This window comes from Okeania sp. SIO2F5 (genome assembly GCF_010692685.1).
GTDB classification, from domain to species: Bacteria; Cyanobacteriota; Cyanobacteriia; order Cyanobacteriales; family Microcoleaceae; genus Okeania; species Okeania hirsuta.
This window is the reverse complement of sequence record NZ_JAAHGU010000047.1, coordinates 1-18,168: the sequence shown is the minus strand read 5'-3', so window position 1 is coordinate 18,168 and position 18,168 is coordinate 1. Positions and strand designations below refer to the sequence as shown.

At 34.5% G+C, this 18,168-nt stretch carries 15 protein-coding genes; 9 read left to right on the top strand and 6 right to left on the bottom strand.

The window, feature by feature from the left end:
* Positions 1 to 398: 398 nt before the first annotated feature.
* The 3 genes from F6K27_RS16445 to F6K27_RS16435 all read left to right on the top strand — a co-directional run bounded on the left by F6K27_RS16445 (position 399) and on the right by F6K27_RS16435 (position 2,185).
* On the top strand, positions 399 to 869 hold the full coding sequence (locus F6K27_RS16445) for a tetratricopeptide repeat protein (RefSeq protein WP_287277538.1): 471 nt from the start codon (positions 399 to 401) through the stop codon (positions 867 to 869).
* Between the two features lie 330 nt (positions 870 to 1,199).
* Positions 1,200 to 2,036: a bifunctional 2-polyprenyl-6-hydroxyphenol methylase/3-demethylubiquinol 3-O-methyltransferase UbiG gene (ubiG, locus tag F6K27_RS16440; protein ID WP_287277537.1), complete on the top strand. Its 837-nt coding sequence runs from the start codon at positions 1,200 to 1,202 to the stop codon at positions 2,034 to 2,036.
* Between the two features lie 23 nt (positions 2,037 to 2,059).
* On the top strand, positions 2,060 to 2,185 hold the full coding sequence (locus tag F6K27_RS16435; protein WP_287287167.1) for a hypothetical protein: 126 nt from the start codon (positions 2,060 to 2,062) through the stop codon (positions 2,183 to 2,185).
* Positions 2,186 to 3,366: 1,181 nt separating this feature from the next.
* On the opposite strand, the gene F6K27_RS16430 is transcribed toward F6K27_RS16435, so the two are convergent.
* Together F6K27_RS16430 and psaK are read right to left on the bottom strand one after the other, a co-directional pair.
* On the bottom strand, positions 3,367 to 4,572 hold the full coding sequence (locus tag F6K27_RS16430) for a site-2 protease family protein (protein ID WP_287277535.1): 1,206 nt from the start codon (positions 4,570 to 4,572) through the stop codon (positions 3,367 to 3,369).
* Positions 4,573 to 5,751: 1,179 nt separating this feature from the next.
* Entirely contained in the window at positions 5,752 to 6,033 is a 282-nt protein-coding gene (psaK, locus tag F6K27_RS16425) for a photosystem I reaction center subunit PsaK (protein ID WP_124147671.1), read from the bottom strand.
* Between the two features lie 181 nt (positions 6,034 to 6,214).
* Here psaK and F6K27_RS16420 point away from each other — a divergent pair, with 181 nt between their 5' ends.
* The gene (locus F6K27_RS16420) at positions 6,215 to 6,877 is read left to right on the top strand and encodes a phosphoribosylanthranilate isomerase (RefSeq protein ID WP_287277533.1); all 663 of its coding nucleotides are present in this window, start codon (positions 6,215 to 6,217) and stop codon (positions 6,875 to 6,877) included.
* Positions 6,878 to 7,506: 629 nt separating this feature from the next.
* Here the strand turns inward: F6K27_RS16420 and F6K27_RS16415 are convergent.
* A complete protein-coding gene (locus F6K27_RS16415) occupies positions 7,507 to 7,653 on the bottom strand; it encodes a hypothetical protein (protein WP_161564748.1) in 147 nt (48 codons plus the stop codon).
* 1,688 nt (positions 7,654 to 9,341) lie between these two features.
* On the opposite strand from F6K27_RS16415, the gene F6K27_RS16410 reads away from it, so the two are divergent.
* On the top strand, positions 9,342 to 10,517 hold the full coding sequence (locus tag F6K27_RS16410) for a calcium-binding protein (RefSeq protein WP_287277530.1): 1,176 nt from the start codon (positions 9,342 to 9,344) through the stop codon (positions 10,515 to 10,517).
* Here the strand turns inward: F6K27_RS16410 and F6K27_RS16405 are convergent.
* A complete protein-coding gene (locus F6K27_RS16405) occupies positions 10,512 to 10,814 on the bottom strand; it encodes a hypothetical protein (RefSeq protein ID WP_287277529.1) in 303 nt (100 codons plus the stop codon). The two genes, F6K27_RS16410 and F6K27_RS16405, sit on opposite strands and share 6 nt — an antisense overlap.
* A 910-nt stretch (positions 10,815 to 11,724) precedes the next feature.
* Between F6K27_RS16405 and F6K27_RS16400 the strand changes: the two genes are divergently transcribed.
* Both F6K27_RS16400 and F6K27_RS16395 read left to right on the top strand, forming a co-directional pair.
* On the top strand, positions 11,725 to 12,555 hold the full coding sequence (locus tag F6K27_RS16400) for a photosystem II manganese-stabilizing polypeptide (protein ID WP_287277528.1): 831 nt from the start codon (positions 11,725 to 11,727) through the stop codon (positions 12,553 to 12,555).
* Between the two features lie 602 nt (positions 12,556 to 13,157).
* The gene (locus F6K27_RS16395) at positions 13,158 to 13,922 is read left to right on the top strand and encodes an RNA polymerase sigma factor SigF (RefSeq protein WP_287277527.1); all 765 of its coding nucleotides are present in this window, start codon (positions 13,158 to 13,160) and stop codon (positions 13,920 to 13,922) included.
* Between the two features lie 433 nt (positions 13,923 to 14,355).
* On the opposite strand, the gene F6K27_RS16390 is transcribed toward F6K27_RS16395, so the two are convergent.
* Positions 14,356 to 14,526, bottom strand: coding sequence for an NblA/ycf18 family protein (locus F6K27_RS16390; RefSeq protein WP_124147679.1), 171 nt, complete (start codon positions 14,524 to 14,526; stop codon positions 14,356 to 14,358).
* Positions 14,527 to 14,765: 239 nt separating this feature from the next.
* Between F6K27_RS16390 and F6K27_RS16385 the strand changes: the two genes are divergently transcribed.
* Complete coding sequence (locus tag F6K27_RS16385; RefSeq protein WP_124147680.1) at positions 14,766 to 15,356, top strand: phycobiliprotein lyase; 591 nt, start codon at positions 14,766 to 14,768, stop codon at positions 15,354 to 15,356.
* A 206-nt stretch (positions 15,357 to 15,562) separates the two neighbouring features.
* Complete coding sequence (locus F6K27_RS16380) at positions 15,563 to 16,318, top strand: phycobilisome rod-core linker polypeptide (RefSeq protein ID WP_287277525.1); 756 nt, start codon at positions 15,563 to 15,565, stop codon at positions 16,316 to 16,318.
* 531 nt (positions 16,319 to 16,849) lie between these two features.
* Here the strand turns inward: F6K27_RS16380 and F6K27_RS16375 are convergent.
* On the bottom strand, positions 16,850 to 17,665 hold the full coding sequence (locus F6K27_RS16375; RefSeq protein ID WP_287277524.1) for an S-adenosyl-l-methionine hydroxide adenosyltransferase family protein: 816 nt from the start codon (positions 17,663 to 17,665) through the stop codon (positions 16,850 to 16,852).
* Between the last annotated feature and the right edge of the window lie 503 nt (positions 17,666 to 18,168).

Here is an 18,168-nt window from a genome sequence, read left to right as displayed (position 1 = left end):
ACCACTAATAGGTGAAATACCTACATCAAGTAAACTAACAGTACAATCAAAAGTCAGATTATAGCAAGTATATAAATTATGATAAGATTTAGTAGTTATACTATTTCACTTAAAAAATGTCACAAATAGTTGGTAACTGATGAAGTCAAATAATCAGCTTAAATCACTGTAGAGTAGAGATTTTAAGTACTTAAAATCTTACTTTTGACTTCTGACTGTCTTGAGTGCGTCTTACATTCTGAGGAAACCTCGCCAATTAGCACTCGCTTTTGACTTTTGACTTTAGTGAAACGGTATTAGTAATTCCATATACGAGTTCTACATTCATAGCTATTCCATCAAGGAATTAAACTGTTTGATAACCTTGCCAATTAGCAATTATTAAGATTATTAAGATTATGGATAAATCATCAATTAGAGAATTACTAGAAGACTTGAAAAATCCTGATGAATTAATTAGAAATAAAGCTACGGGTGAGTTATGGCGGATTTGGTTTGAACAAAAAGGTGTTGCTGCTTTAGAAGCAATTAGAAGCTCAGAAAATTTGCTGCAAGTTGGAGAAGTTGCTAAGGCAGAAGCAGTTTTGAATAAATTAGTTGAAGATTTACCTGATTTTGCAGAAGCTTGGAATCGAAGAGCGGTTCTTTATTACACTTTAGGAGAGTATAGAAAGGCGATAAAAGATTGTGAGATGGTAGTGAAAATTATTCCTTTTCATTTTGGTGCTTTGCATGGTTTAGGATTATGTTATGCTGCATTGGGAAAATATCGAGAAGCTATTTTAGCTTTTAAAAAGGCTTTAGAAGTTCAGCCTTATGCTATTGAAAATCAAAGGTTAATTCTAGAATGTACGGCGAGGTTAAGTTAGATATATTATTGATATGAAGAGGTGTAGCGATCGCTTTCCTAATTTTTATTAATTCTTTCTGAAAATTAATGAATAGGGGTTGCACATTATGGAATGATATTGCCAAAAATTGGTTTAGATTTTGACTAAAAATAACCATTAATTAATCATTCTAGCAATTGATTAATCCACAATCCAATTCAATCAAAAATATCAAATCATTCGTCACTGTGCAACGCCAATGAATAAATATAAGAGACATCTCCGATCATAAAAAATCAAATTAATTATCGCACTATATAAATCAAAAATTTTCCCCTAATCCCTATTTTCTGAATATGCCTAATAACAATGAAAAAAAATGACCTAGAGTTTTATGACTTAAGTGCTAATCAATGGTGGGATAAAAATGCCAAAATTTATGCACTTTATTATCTTAATCAACCAAGGTTTAAATTTTTCGATAGATATGTTCCTCATTGGCAAGGATTAAAGGTTTTGGATGTGGGTTGTGGGGGTGGTTTTTCTTGTGAATTTATGGCCAAGAGAGGTGCAATAATTTATGGTATTGACTCGTCGGCAAAATGTATAGAAGTTGCTCAAAAACATAGCGGTGAAAATAGTCTGGATATTAACTATAAAATTGGGATTGCTGAAAGTTTGCCTTATGAAAATAATACTTTTGATGTTGTTATTTGTGTGGATGTTTTGGAACACGTTTCTGATTATCGTCAAGTTGTTTCAGAAATATATAGAGTGTTGAAACCTGGTGGTATTTTTTTATATGACACGATAAATCGTAATTTTCAATCTCGATTTATGATGATTTGGTTGATGGAAAATTTATTACGATTAATTCCCCAGGGGGTTCATGATTGGGATAAATTTATTCTGCCAGAAGAGTTGAAAGAGTTGATGTTATCTTTGGGTTTTGTTGAAATTGAAATGAAAGGTTTTGATTTGTTTGGAGAAATAGGTTTTGTCTTGGGAGAGTTGAATATTTTAAGAAAAAATCTCAAGTTTGATAAGTCGTTACAAATATTTATTCGGAAGTTAATTCAAGCCTGGAAAACAAATTTTATTAACTATCAGTTATATCGAAAAACTGGCTCTTTTCAAATTAATATTAATGATGATATGTCAATTATGTATATTGGTAAGGCTTTGAAAAATAAGGAAACTCCATAGATGAATGGTGGTGGTGTATAGTAATGCTAGAGAGAGTTTTGGGAGTGTGGGAACCCACGCCTAACCCCTCCCAGGAGGGGAATGTGGGGAGTGTAGGAGAAATTAAAAAATATATATCTTTACCATTACTATGCAGGACTACCAGATAAATTAGTAAACTCAAATAGTTGATTTTTTAGTCTATCTAGATTATGATCTCTCTTAAGTAGTACAACAAAAGTAAATAACTGTACTTTAATTAATAATTAATAATTAATAATTAATAATTACCTCTTCTTTTCAAGGAGAGGATTTACTAAAAGGAAAATTTTTTTTATTTTTTCCCCTTAAAAGGGGAGGCGCATACCCACAATTTATCGGTAAAATGGTCTCCTATTGGTTATTAGGAAAAAAGTAATTTTGAAGAAGGAGTCAGGAGGACCGAGTCAGGAGTCAGGAGTTAGAATAAATGGCTTAAACACCAGTTTTTAGTGAGGTGGGAAATTCTCTTTTTTTGCCCAAGGGACATTTTTAGAAGTCAGAAGTCAGGAGTCAGGAGTTAGAATAAATGGCTTAAACACCAGTTTTTAGTGAGGTGGGAAATTCTCTTTTTTTGTCACAGGAACATCTTCTGTAAAGTCTTTTTATCGCCCTTATTATTAGTAGTATAGCAATTCTCATATTGGTGAGGTACAAAATTCGTTTGTTTTAGGGATTAAGGAGTAGGGAGTAGGGAGTAGTAATTCGAGAAACATGGGATAGAAAAAAAGAAAAAAAACTTTATATCACTAATTTGATAAACGCTATATTCTTTTTTCAAAATGGTATAATATCATTTCCCTTGGGGCGCGTTTGTGTAAACCCAAGCATGAATATATATAGGAAATTTAAGTTTTTTTTCTTGCTATTAAACCTTCCTGACTCCTGACTCCTTCTTCAAATTATTTGAGTGATTGAAAGACTTTGTACATCATGTTTATTTGACTAAAAATTAAGCTTCAGCTCAATAAATATAGAAGAACTATTTCTCCTAGTTTCTAATTCCTAACTCCTGACTCCTGACTTCTTCTTCAAATTATTTGAGTGATTGAAAGACTTTGCACATCATGTTTATTTGACTAAAAATTAAGCTTCAGCTCAATAAATACAGAAGAACTATTTCTCCTAGTTTCTAATTCCTAACTCCTGACTCCTGACTTCTTCTTCAAATTATTTGAGTGATTGAAAGACTTTGCACATCATGTTTATTTGACTAAAAACCAAGCTTCAGCTCAATAAATACAGAAGAACTATTCCTCCTAGTTCCTAACTCCTAACTCCTAACTCCTGACTCCTGACTCCTTCTTAAAAATTACTTTAAATTTGATAAATAAGTAGCTTTAGCGATCGCTACTAATTTCATTCCTGGAGGATAACAACCTTCTGTTTTAATACGCTTAATTTCTGCCTCTGAAATATTCAATTTTAAGTATCTATTGATTGCCCGGACAATATCACTCCGGTCTATTATACCTGCTACTGCTCCAGCAGGAGAAAGAACAGTTATATGTTTTTGCTGATGAAATTCCATACAGTTAATAACTTCCACTAAACTAGCTTTCTCCGAAACAGTAACTATCTGATTTAGCGGACATATAATCATCCTTAAAGTTTGAGTATCCCAATAACTCCTTTCAATAAAATTAATAGCATCAGAAGAAACTAAACCAAGATAACGACCCTCGCTAGCAGCAAAATAAATGGAAAATTTAGAACTTTTCAAAAAATATTTATCTGAGAATTGACTCAAAGTCAAATTTGCATCTACCACACGAAAATCTCGCGTCATTGCTTCTACAGATTTAATTTTAATTAACGCTTCTTCTAAATCAATTATCCGGCGATAAAATTTGGCATTACGCATAGCAAACCAACCAATTAAAGCCAGCAAAAAACCACCATAACTCTGAGTTACTAAAACTAAAATCGACCCCAAAACAATTCCGAACCATCCTAAACCTTGACCACTTTTAGCCGCCCATCTTACCCCAACAAAACGACTACCAGTTATTTTCCAAATAGCAGCTTTTAATACTTGTCCACCATCTAAAGGTAAACCAGGCATCAGATTAAAAATAGCTAAAATTAAATTAATTTCTGCTACCCGATTTATTAGTTCACCAACCAAGCTTGATGTGGAAAAAAAAAGGCTAGTTAAACCCAATAAAAAAAACAAAACTAAACTCACTAAAGGTCCAGCGATAGCCACTTGAAAAGCTTCTCCAGGAGTTCGATATTCTCGATCTATTCCAGCAATTCCACCAAACAAAAATAACCTGATATAATTAACTTTCATCCCTTGAGAAATAGCAACTAAACTATGAGCTAATTCATGTAATAAGACAGAAAAAAACATTAGTAGAGCAATTACTAATCCAGCTCCAAAAGCTAAAAATAATCCCCACTCTTGATAGTCTTGCCTATTAATATATGTTATCCACAGTAAAATGACGAACCACGAAGAATCCAAAAATAAAGGGATACCAAATAAATTACCAATTCGCAAATCTGCCTGCATGAAGTTTTGTTTGATTATTTATTTATTTATTTAAACTTTGACTTGTTCTACTATATATAATTTATCTAGTGCTAGGATATTTCCTTATATTCAATATCCGTAACGGTTTTAACCAGAGGTAATTATCCGTAAGCATTCAGCCGTCAGCTATTAGCTATCAGCTATTAAGTTATTAATTTTGAGTCCGCGTAAAAGCAACCTTTGAAATTGAGAAAGAATAAAAAGTTACCCCCAAAGTACCCTGATTATACCAATTTGAAAAAAGAATGTTACAAAAAAGGTAGACCTGTATCGGATATGCTTAAAAATAGCTAGTCTAGTTCATTTTAGATATTTATTTATGTCGTTTTTCCATTTTTTTAAATATTTATCCCTTCTTCGTTATTCCCTCTTCCTTCTTTCGTAGGGACGTTGCATGCAACGTCCCTACCATTTGTAACAAACATTTATCAAATTGTTATTACACCTTAGAAGTAATTATTCATTACTAATTGCTGATAGCTGACTGCTGGCTAACTGCTAATAGCTGAATACTTACAATTATCCATTATCAATTAATGAACTGTTGCCTAAAAGCGACCAGGTTTTTTTACGCAACTCAAATGCAATTACTATATATTTAATACTAATTCTCATGCATTATTGCTATACTTAGGCAGCACTTCACTTATTAAGTAATTAACACAGACTGAATAACTTTTTTGATAATTATTAGCTAGTTATTGTTAATTATTCTTGTTTTTACTTCTCCCCTACTCCCCTACTACCCCACTCAATAAAATGTAGAAAAGTTTTTGAGAAATGGTATAAGTGGTGCTTCACTTATTAAGTAATTAACACAGACTGAATAACTTTTTCGATAATTATTAGCTAGTTATTGTTAATTATTCTTGTTTTTACTTCTCCCCTACTCCCCTACTCCCCCACTCAATAAAATGTAGCAAATATTTATCAAATTAGTATAATACCCTGCCGTCTACATGGTATTTAAAATTGCTTGAGGTTATCAGACACGAAGTACCAAGTGCTTGACTATCTCCATCCACTTTTTCGATCTTTCAGTCCTTCTTTCTTCTTTCTTCTTCCTTCTTCCTTCTTTTATTAGAAAATCAAAGATGGGGGTATCTCTTCTGTGCGAAAAGAATACCCCCTATACTTGTAACTAAAATCAGGTTATGTCTATAGCATACCAGCACTACCAAGTCCTAAAATTATTCCTGCCCCCAAAATATGACCAAAGCTAGTAGTAGCTAACAATTCTGGTATGCCAAACCCAGTAAAAATGGCTGGTAATGATACTGGTAAATCAGGCCCTTGTCCACGATTGTTCTTGGAAATAGCATAGTAACCAATTACAATTGCCACTAGGTTGCAAGTTATCATGACAATTGCTACTTTTGGAGACCACTCTGCAGAGAGGGGTTGAGATTGTGCTGCTAAAATTAAGCCAGAGTAAATCAAGTTTTTATCTCCTTAAATCACAGAAATTTGGCTATTTGACTTAAATGTTTGATTGAATCAATTTATGTTTTGCAAATTATCAATAAATTTTAGTAAGAAGCTATAATTTGTTTTAATAATTAACAATAACTTTAAGTTTTAATACAAAGATGTACAATTAAGCTCTTAGCAGGTAAAATAAATGCGCGTAAAAATTTGTGGGATTACAAAACTAGAGCAAGGACAAGCGATCGCTCAAATGGGAGCAACAGCTTTAGGATTTATCTGTGTTCCAACATCGCCTCGGTATATTACCGCAGAAAAAATCAGAAATATCGTTGTTCAACTACCAAAAAATATTGATAAAATCGGGGTATTTGTTAACCCAGAAATTGATTTTTTATCGGAAATAATTATTCAGACCCAATTGACTAGCATACAACTACATGGAGACGAATCTCCAGAATTTTGTCATCAGCTACGTCAATCAATACCAGATAATATAGAAATAATTAAAGCATTTAGAATCAAATCTCTTCAAGATTTAACAATAGTAAATAGTTACGATAATTATGTTGATACTTTACTCCTAGATGCTTATCATCCAGATAAATTAGGAGGCACTGGTCAAACTTTAGATTGGAAAATTCTTAAAGATTTTTACCCTAATTTTCCTTGGTTTTTAGCAGGTGGTTTAACACCAGAAAATGTCACAGTACCAATTCAACAATTAATCATTGAATCTAATCATAAATTCTGTGGTATAGACTTATCTAGTGGAGTAGAAATAGCCCCTGGAGATAAAGATTTAGTTAAAGTCAAAAAATTATTTAATAGTTTGGCTCAACTTAGGGTTAAAGTGTAGAAAAACATCAAGTATTATGACTGATATAAGTTTAAAAATTTTTGTTTGTAGTTTTGCTCTACCCCATAAAATATCTATATCTATACTTAGGGTTTTAGCCCTACTACGAGCTTTAATTATAACTATTCAACCGGAGATGATATAAGATTTTAGTAGTAATCAAGACTCAGGTAGGGAAGCAGTCGGTAAGGGGACCTACAAGAGTCAAAATATAAAAGGATTTTGATTATTCTTAATTGTTATTAAATATCTCATATAGTAATTCCCATATTGGTGAGGTACAAAATTGATTTGTTTTAGCGAATAGGGAATAGGGAATAGAATAGAATAGAAGTAAAGATAAAAGATAGGTGTACCTCATTAGTCTGAGAAACGCTATAAATATTCAGGGTAAACATTTAGCCATTAGTTTAAATAGTCGCTCTCAAAAAAGTCAAGGTCCGGCAAGAAAAGAGTGAGGTTATGGGTATTAGATAAAAAGGTGGTGGTGCATAGTAATAGTAGAGATAGTGTGGGGAGTAGGGGAGTGTGGTAAGAAATTAAAAAATATGTATCTTTACAATTACTATTCAGGACAACCGATAAAAAACAATAAATTATTCCAACACTCTTGATTCACTTTTATCTTTTTATTTTGGGTTTAATACCCCACCGTCTACACGGTGTTGACAATTGGTTGGGGTTTGAGTCCCCATCCATTTTTTCTTCCTTCTTCCTTCTTCCTTCTTCCTTCTTCCTTCTTCTTTCTTCAATGTTTGATTACTGTTTAGTACCATTGCACACGAAAAGCTGACTGCTAATTACTGAATAGTAAATATTCAGGCTTTTATTCTCTTTAATTATGCATAAATTACAACTGAAATAATACTCCAAAATATCGGAATTAAAACATATTGGATAAGAAGACTTAGTAGATCTTTTACCATTTCTAATTTAATTACATAAGCTGCGATAATTGTTAATGGAAATATTATCAAAAAGCCAATGGCAAATAAAATCAAGTTAACTCGAGTAATTAACCAGAAATACCCATTAGTCAATTTCCAACTATACCTAATTCCATTTACAGGTGAAACACCGTCAATTAAACAGTATGCCAATAAAAACTAAGACGTATTCCAAGATAAATCATTGGTAAAAGAAGTAAGATTAAAAAATATTGACTTGACATTAATTTAATTGGCTTAAATGTAATAGGAGCAAATACAAGCAAGGGCAAAATTAATATAGGAAACGACTTTTTTATGCCTCTAGTAAATGCTTCTATTAATGTAATTTTATTTCCCTTCAGATATCGCCAAATATAAAAATAACGAATTGCAAATACCCAGGGATTAACAAATACTATCAGAAGTCTATCTAGCCAATAATCTATTGTGCTAGATTCTGAGAAAAAATTTATAATTACTGCCAATAAAAAAGTAGGTCATTTCAGTTATCAGTTATCAGTACCTCTGCAATAAGGAGGTTTGATATAAAGAATATTCTTTTTTTATCCCCTTAAAAGGGCAGGAGGTTTTAGAGCACAATTTCTTGGTAAATCTATAATCAAGAGAGGTAATTTCAGTTATCAGTTATCAGTTTAAAAGGGCAGGAGGTTTTAGAGCACAATTTCTTGGTAAATCTATAATCAAGAGAGGTAATTTCAGTTATCAGTTATCAGTTAGCCTCATAAGGTTGAAGCTACGGACTTCAGTTAACCTCATAAGGTCGGAACTTCAGACTTCAGTACCTCTTGCAATAAGGAGACTTGATATAAGGAATATTATCTTTCTCTTGGTCGATTTGATATGGCGCAGGTTTCCTCGCCATCCCATTCTCAGGGAAACTCCGAAGATAGACCGCTTTTTATACCCTTAAAAAGGGAGGCTTTAGACCACAATTTTTCGGTAAATATATAGCAGTAATAATTTTAAAAGTTTCCCCGAACAAGTTTACATAACTAATATTTCTGTATTCCATAACCTTATAAAATTAACAATTAAGTGTTAGGAAAGTATTCGGCTATCATCCCTAAAATTTATAACTAAGTCAAGCAGGAATTAGTACTAATACTTTGAACTACAACTCACAGTCAAACTTAGAAAATATTCGCCAACTTTAACTATTCAACTAATGTGGATTTGAATTCACAAAACATACTGAATGCTGACAGAAATAGGAAACAAAATAGTTGAGTTTTCAGTCACAAGTAACTTGTAAGGATAGAGGGGGACATTCATTGCCAAAATTCAATGCAAAATATGAAAAAAATGCCATCCTAAAATTTAGAACATTTTTGCGTTGTTCTATAAGTAGGTAGGTACGAATAAACCTCATTATGTAACGAAGTCAAAACCATTGAAATTGCTTCCTTCCACTCTGTTCCAGTCGCAATTACCTACTTGTAAAATTTCCCACCTACCTACTTAAACCTGACTTTACTCAACAATCAAATTATTAGTAACATAGGAGTATCCAAAGTATGGCCAATATATCAGGAGATAACAACGATAACCTCTTAATAGGTTCTCCAGAACCTGACCTAATGGAAGGGTTTGGTGGAAATGATACCATTTTTGGTGAAGCAGGAGATGATACTCAAGATGGTGGAGAAGGAGAAGATGAAGTTATTGGTGGCATTGGATCGGACTCTTTAATTGGTGGTGAAGATAATGATTTATTACAAGGAGAAGATGGCCGCGACTCAGCATTAGGCGGTCTTGGAGATGATAGTATTGAAGGTGGTCCGGGAAATGATTTTTTAGCAGGAGAAGAAGGCAACGACTCGTTATTTGGACAGACTGGAGATGACTCCGTAATTGGTAATGAAGGAATTGATTTAGTTACTGGAGGAGATGGTAACGATACATTAAGAGGTAGTCAAGGTAATGATAGTCTCTTTGGAAATATTGACGATGACGCAATATTTGGAGATAGTGGAGATGATATTGGAAATGGCAGTATAGGTAATGATTCTCTTTTTGGTGGTGATGGTAATGACTCTCTAGATGGAGGTAGTGGTGATGATACTCTATTTGGAGAAGCAGGTGATGATACTCTATTTGGAATTAATGGCAGTGATTTTATTAATGGTAATAGAGGTAATGATCGAATTTTTGGTGGAGACAATTTGGACAACCTTCGCGGTGGAAAGGGTAATGATACAATTTTTGGAGAACAAGAAAACGACTCCCTCTTTGGTGACGCGAATAATGATTTAGTTATTGGTGGTATTGGTGACGATACATTATTTGGTGGAAAGGATGATGATACACTTCAAGGTAGTGATGGTAATGACTCCTTGTTAGGCGATCGAGGCAACGATATATTATTTGGAGATGCTGGAGAAGATACCTTAACCGGGGGCGAAGGTTCCGATATATTTGTCCTACCTGGAGAATTAGGTAATATTGATGTGATTAATGATTTTAGTCCTTTGGAAGATTTCTTCGCCTTAGATGGTGACTTAACTTTTGGCGATTTAACTTTTGAACAGGGAACTGGTTTAAATTTCAGAGATACATTAATTACTATTGATAATGGTAGATTATTAGCAGTATTAGTCAATGTTCCAGCTTCAATAATTACAGAAGAAGACTTTGTAGATGATATTAGTCAAGCTTTACCTGAGTCTACATCAGAGCAAGAAATTTTATAAATCTTCATCAGACCAATTTTCTAAAATATAGCGTAGTCTTAACCTGGGAATATAAGGCCAACCTCCCTTTGCCTCAATATCTTTAAGTAAATTGTAGAGTGCTTGACGATTATCTGGTAATGCTTGTTGAAATAAGCCTTCTCTAAGTTCTTGATGTAAACCTTCCAGAGTTCGCAGCATAGCCAACATTGCTATTGGATCGTCGTGATGATTTTTTGCTAAAGCTCTTAGTAAATGTGTCAATGATTGTAAATCATTGTGTAATTGTGTTGACTGATTGTCTGTATTTGTATCCATAATTATCAATTAACATCAAAAAATTATTTTAATCAGTTTTTACCTATTCATATAAATACCAGGCTCTAAATTAATTTTTCCTCGTATGGATAATTCAAAAATATAGCAGATTCGGTTGTATATGAAATACAGATATTAACGAGGGAATGTTTGTAGTGCGGGATCTTGCCTGCTATGGGCGTACCTCACCCCTGATGGAATCTGCTGTATATTGCCTGTTCTAGATATTAATTTTATGTTTTTCTCTTAATCCTAACTTTTTAATCAACTAAAACTAAATTGGCGTTGCTGAATCAAGGTATGAAAATAAAAACTGAAGAATCTCAAATATTTCTCATTAATATAGTTTAGCAATCGCCAAAAAATACAAATCATATAGCAATGAGCGCTGGTATATTTACAAATTGCAAGATGGGCCAAATAGCTAAAAGTCTTATATGATCAGCAATTTATTCCCCCTGTTGCCTGTTGCCTGTTGCCAGATGAGCTGCGCACAGCGCTATACCTTAAATCAGCAACACCACTAAATTAATTGAAATTAGTTACAGCGATATCTTAGCTTAAGTATATTTACTTATGTAATTTTAATTTATATAACTGACTTAGGAATAAAGTAACAAGCAATGTAAAATACTATTTTGGATAAATACAAAGATAAATCAGCTTTGAATTACAGTCCTTTTTCAGGGAATAGACTTATGTACATGAGTTTAAACACCTATCAATGCTAACAGAGTATGGAAAATTTGCTCTGACAAAAGCCACTTGGGAAGGTGAAGTACAACTATGACTCTATTGCCCTAACTTTCTTCCGATAAAATAAAAAATCAAAAATCGGATTATTTATACTGCGTAAACACAAAACGCAGTAGCAATGTTGATTGTTGAATATTAAATCTTGAGGTTAACAATGAGGTATCGCACTTTAATTGCTGCACTATTAGCTGTGTGTTTGAGTTTTTTGACCGCTTGCTCAGAAGGTCTAGATAGCAGTCAAACACTTACTTATGATGACATTGTCAATACTGGTTTGGCTAACAACTGTCCTGAGTTACCAGAAACAGCTCGTGGTTCCATTGCCCTTGACCGCGATAGCTCTTATATTTTGACAGATTTGTGTATACAGCCAACTGAATATTTTGTCAAGGAAGAACCTACTAACAAACGCCAGAAAGCAGAATTTGTAGAAGGAAGAAAATTGACACGATATACTTCTAGCTTAGACCAAGTAACAGGGGATCTGATCTTCGAGGAAGATAATGCATTGACATTTAAAGAGCAGTATGGTATTGATTTTCAGCCTATAACTGTTCTCTTACCAGGTGGTGAGGAAGTACCTTTTCTATTTACAGTCAAAGGACTTATTGCTAAAAGTCAGCCTGGTGTTTCTGCTATTAATACCTCTATCGATTTTGAGGGTATCTATAATGTTCCTTCCTATCGAGGTTCTAGCTTCCTAGATCCAAAGGGTCGTGGTGTTACTTCAGGATATGATAATGCAGTAGCTTTACCAAATCGTGCAGATGATACAGAGTTTAGTAAAGCTAATGTCAAGTTTGCAGATACCAGTCTCAAAGCTGGTGAAATTTCCCTGAGAATTTCTAAAGTAGACAGCGAAACTGGTGAAATTGCTGGTATCTTTGAAGCAATTCAGCCTTCTGATACAGACTTAGGTGCAAAAGAGGCTGTAGAAGTTAAAGTTGGTGGTACTTTTTACGGTAGGGTAGACACAGCTTCTTAAGCTAAATATTGGGTCTGAAATTAAATTGCTCGTTCAATTTGTTTGATTAAAGACCCTACCCTATTAAAATCGAAAGTTTGTGAAGATAAGTGGTCATTTCCTATAACTTAAAAATTGCCTTTTTATTGAAGAAGGTGGTAGGTGGTAGGTAGTAGGTTTTAGGTTTTAGGTTCAATCTTATTGGGAATTCAACCCCGACAAGCTTCTTTTCACCACACATGAGAGTAGAGTTTTCAACAATGTTTGCTCTGCAATAGTGCAGTGCAGTTAAAAAATCTGCTTCCTCAGACCTAAAACTTAAAACTAAACACATAACGGAGCGTAGCGACCATAAAAAAAAGTATACATAGAGGGGCTAAAAACTCCTCTATTGTGATTATATTTAGATTTTCTTAGAAAAATATTTAAACAACTATAGTAGATAAAAAGACTTAGACTATAACTCAAACTCTCATTAATAAATTGTGTCTAATATCACAGTTCTAGCTTCCAAAAGTCACACCCATTATTGTATATTTGTACAATTATTAGTAGAAGATGTGTAAAAATAGTGCGTATGTGATTTACCATCAGTAGGTTTCTATCGGAATCGTAATGTACCTATGTCTACCACTATCGCTCAAGAACTAAAAAGTGAAAACCTGGAACTGTTACGCCAATATCAACAGTCCCCTTCTCATAATCTCCGCAACCAATTAGTTCAACTTAATGTTGGACTTGTAAGAAAGGAAGTTTACCATTGGTTGAATAGGTGTACCGAAACCTACGATGATTTACTCCAAGTAGGCTGTATTGGATTAATTAGAGCAATTGAGAGATTTGATATATCGAAGGGACTAGCCTTTAGTTCTTTTGCTACTCCTTATATCCGGGGTGAAATTCAGCATTATCTAAGAGATAAAAGTCCTTCTGTACGAATTCCCAGAAATTGGCTAGCTATGGATCGGCAGGCCACAAAAGTTATACAAGACCTCCGAGTGAAGTTAAGACGAAAACCTACAGATTTAGAGGTGGCCTCTGCATTGGATATTTCTTTGGAACAGTGGCAGGAAATTCAATTAGCTTGTCGTAACCGTGCTCCTCTGAGTTTGGATGCTCCAGTTCAAGATGAAATAAATGGAACCACTTGTTTAGGAGAATTAGTTCCAGATAGTCAGTATCGTAGTTTTCAGTTAGCTCAAGAAGACCAAATTCGTTTACAGCAAGGGCTGGCCAAACTAGAAGAGGGTACTCGTAAGGTTTTGGAGTTTGTTTTTCTCTGTGATTTGACTCAGAAGGAAACCGCCGAGCGGATGGGGATTAGTGCTGTTACTGTTTCTCGAAGAATCAAGAAGGGGTTAAAGTCTTTGCAAAATATTATGCAGTAGAAGAAGGTAAGTCAAAAGTCAAAAGTCAAAAGTCAAAAGTCAGAAGAAAATTATAGTGGTCAATAAAAATCAACAATTCAGTAAGTATTTATGCTTAATATTTAACTGAGAATTTGACTCCTGATAAAGGTAAATGAAGATAATTTATATAGTATAAATACTTAAGCAAGCTACGGATTTTATACTAATTTTCATGTTACAAATTGAAGTGCGGAATGTGGGTTACAAACAAATTGCAATAACTGTCCAATAGCTAAAAGTCTTATATTATAGGTTTTTTATTCACCCTGTCGCCTGTTGCCTGCGCACAGCGCTATATTATAACGGTTCTACCGAACATGATATTAAAAGTATAAACCCCGCCCATATCTAGTAGATGGGTGGGGTTAGTTTTTAATACCGATATATTCTTGTCTTTATGGAGAAACATCGGTTAAATTTTGCCCTTCATCCAGTTTTTAAACAAATTCTCCTTAACCATAGTCTGTCGCAACACTTCAACTAAATACTCTTGAGCTTCTTCCCGACTTAAACCTTTCACTTGCTCCCGTAGAACTTGTAATTTGAACTGTTGCTCCATAGTTAAGCTGTTAGACATTTCCATAGTTTACTCCTTGTTTATCTAGATAATAGATATTGGCCTATATATTAAGGCCACAGTTAAGTTGATTTATTGACTCTTATGTAAATTATCGTAACATTTACTTGACATACTGTCCATAATGTACATTTTGAAACTAATTTATTCGACAAAAGTTAACATTAAATTAATAAAAGCTAGAAGTATTATGATGATTAGGCTAGAACTAATATCCTAAAAATTCTAAAGATGGAGAAGGGCAAATGGATGCAATGGAATTTTTTCAAAAGAGTGCTGGTAAATGGCGATCGCAACGAACAACCCATCATCTGGCCTTTAGACAAGCAGAAATGGGTAGTTCAGATATTCAAGTAACTAGCTTGGGTGCTGGAGATCCGAAAGTAGTAGAAATCTGTAAAATGCACGAAATTGACCCAAGTTTGGCTGCTGGAGGCGCTTTTGTTACTTGGGATGGTTCCATGGCCTGGGATAAAGATGATGAAAATCACAAAGGTTCAACTGTATTTGCGATTGTTCCAGATCCAGAAAATCCTAGAAAAGGCAGAATGTTGCGAGAACGAGGCTATGCAGAAATTGTCCCAGTAGTGGGACTGTTTGAGATGGATGATGAAGATGGACTAAATCTAATTACAGAATATGAAACTATGAGTTCTATTGAAAGATTCTGGTTTCCTAGCCCTAATCTGAGAATGCGAACCAGTGCAGTGAAGCGGTTTGGTGGATTTAATACTTCTACATTTTGTACAGAAGTTCGAGTAGAGGAAAACAACTCAGATTGTGAAATAGAAACGTCACAGAATACTGCACAGTTTTATTCTGCTTTTGGCTGGTAGATAGATAACAATATGCCCAAAGTTAGCAAATAGCTATCAAAATTGTTACAGATTGTTGCGTAAGTTAATAAAAGTGAGACTTGGATTGCCTCAATCCCTTAATCTAAAGGTTGGCTATTGATGCAATTTTTTGAATCGCAGCAAGGTTTAGTGTGCTCTGGCCACACTTGATAAATCAAATTTAATAATTTTAAGGAGATTCTCACGTGGCGATTCCATTATTAGAATACAAACCTATCAGTCAAAACTCACGAGTTGCGGGTTATGAAATCCCCGGTGATGACCAACCAATGATTTATTCAGCCGAATCTTTGCCCTCTGGGTCAGGATGGGATGAGTTAATCTGGGCAGCTTATCGTCAAATTTATAGCGAACATCAGATTCTTAAGAGAGATCGCCAAATCTTCCTAGAATCTCAACTCAAAAATGGTCAACTTACAGTTCGAGATTTTATTCGTGGTTTGGTCATTTCCGATCCATTCCGTCGTAACAACTACGATACAAATAGCAACTATCGCTTTGTTGAGTTATGTGTTCAACGTGTTTTAGGTCGTGATGTTTACAGCGAAAAGGAAAAGATTGCTTGGTCTATCGTTGTAGCGACTAAAGGTATCGAAGGTTTCATTGATGAGTTGGTTAATAGCGAGGAATACCTCGACAACTTTGGCTTTGATACTGTACCTTACCAGCGTCGTCGGGTTATACCCCAAAGAGATGGAGGAGAAACTCCTTTTAACCTAAAGACACCTCGTTATGGTTTCTACTATCGGAGTATTCTTGGTTTCCCTCAAATAATTTACCAAAATGAATTACGTCGCTTTACTCCCCAAGAAAAGAAACCTACAGCAGGCAATCCTTCTCTTTATTTAGATTTAGCACGGGGTATAAACGCTCAAGGTACATCAACACGAGTTAATCTAGGTAATATCAATCTTGGTATGGTACCTTATCGTAAGGTATAACTTAAGATTATTACTCTAACACCTCTGTTGAGTGGGATTAAATTTTGTAGGGATGGAATATTCGTGCAGAGTATTTGGTTAACTTGCCAAAACTAGGAACATGAGTATTCTATCCCTACAAGTTTTTAGTTACTGAAAAGAGGGAGTAGGGAGTAGGCAGTAGGGAGTAGGCAGTAGAGGGGGGAAAATTGATGATTTATGTGCAATAATTGATTTTATTTTTTATTACTTAGGGCTTGCTGATTAAATCTAAAAGCATTGACAGATAAAGGTTATAGCATTTTTAGGTCTAAAAAAGTGTTAGCTTTTCGGTGGAAAAAGCTCAAAAAGCTAGTATTTTGGGACGATTATGGTAGAGAAATCAAGGGACAATTCTTACTCCTACCTCCTCTATAATTCCCATTTCTCCTGACTCGGTCCTCCCCCTCCCCTCCTGGGAGGGGTTAGGGGTGGGTTGACTCCTACCCTCACCCATAAGACTTTTTGCTGCAAACCCTACTTAGAGATGTCTACTGAAAAAACAATGCTGAGTTAGAGTTGAGTAATTTGAACTTTATCTCCATACTTCAAATTAAGCTGAGATTGAGCGCTACTAGCATTAGCAGCGATTTCGACAAAATCGTGAGAACCAACAATTGCAATTACTTCCCCTGGTTGACAGTCACTATAAGTATTGCCACTGACTATAGTTTTATAGGATGAAAGATTGTCATTTTTTTGAATCACAACTAACCAGGTTTTACCCTGAATATAACTGCTGGGAATATTAGTAATTATATTGCCAAAATAGTCAATATATTGAACTGAACCTTCAATACCTGACTCTGTGAGAGTAATTTTATTTAACGGTAATTTTATTAAACTTTCTGGGTTAATTTTTTCTCCCAAATTTTCTAATGAAACCCCTCTAGCAATATGAGCGCCAACAGGAGCAAATATGTCTCTACCATGGAAAGTTGTACTGGGTGCATTTGTGCGCCAATAGTCAGAATTAGTCAATTCCACAACTTTTATTTCTTGTGTTTCTAGGTTTTCCAACACACCACTAAAAATACCGTTATCGGGTCCGACAAAAAAACCTGTTGATAATTGAATGGCGATCGCTCTTCTGGCACTTCCTACACCTGGATCGACAACAGCTATGTGAACTGTTCCTGTGGGAAAATAGGGATAAGCATTTTTTAAACAAAATCTTGCTGCAAATAAATTTTGAGCAGGAATTTCATGGGTGAGGTCTATTAGCGTTACTGTCGGATTAATTTGATAAATTACACCTTTCATCACACCGACATAAACATCTTTTAATCCAAAATCAGTTAAGAGTGTAACTATTTTTCTATCAGACATGATTATTTTTGATATTATATCATGTTCGGATAATCAGTTATAAATAAAATTTAAGAACTGACAGTACCGAATAAATACTAAAATTATCTGGCGTTGGTAATTGATGGGATGATTTATATTTTGGGGTAGCGCTCTGTAACCGACCCCGGTTAATCATTGGGGGATTGCCCCTACAAATTTCATCCTGTAATTTACCGACGCCAATTATCTTTACTTTTCTTCTTTCCTCCCCCTACTGCTGAGGACTGACTCCTCGCTAAGTTATTTATAAGTTTCAACCTAACATGATACTATAGTAGGGAACAGACAACAGGGAACAGGCAATAGGCAATAGACAATAGTAGGAAAAATTTTCCTGTCTTAGGGTTCATCATCAATAGACATCTCCGGAAATAGTCGAACACTTACTATAACTATCTTTTAGGAAGCGATAGCGTACGCTTAACCGGAGGTGATCGCAAATGCTTAAGATAGTTAATTTTCACGGTAAACTCAGTGTTATA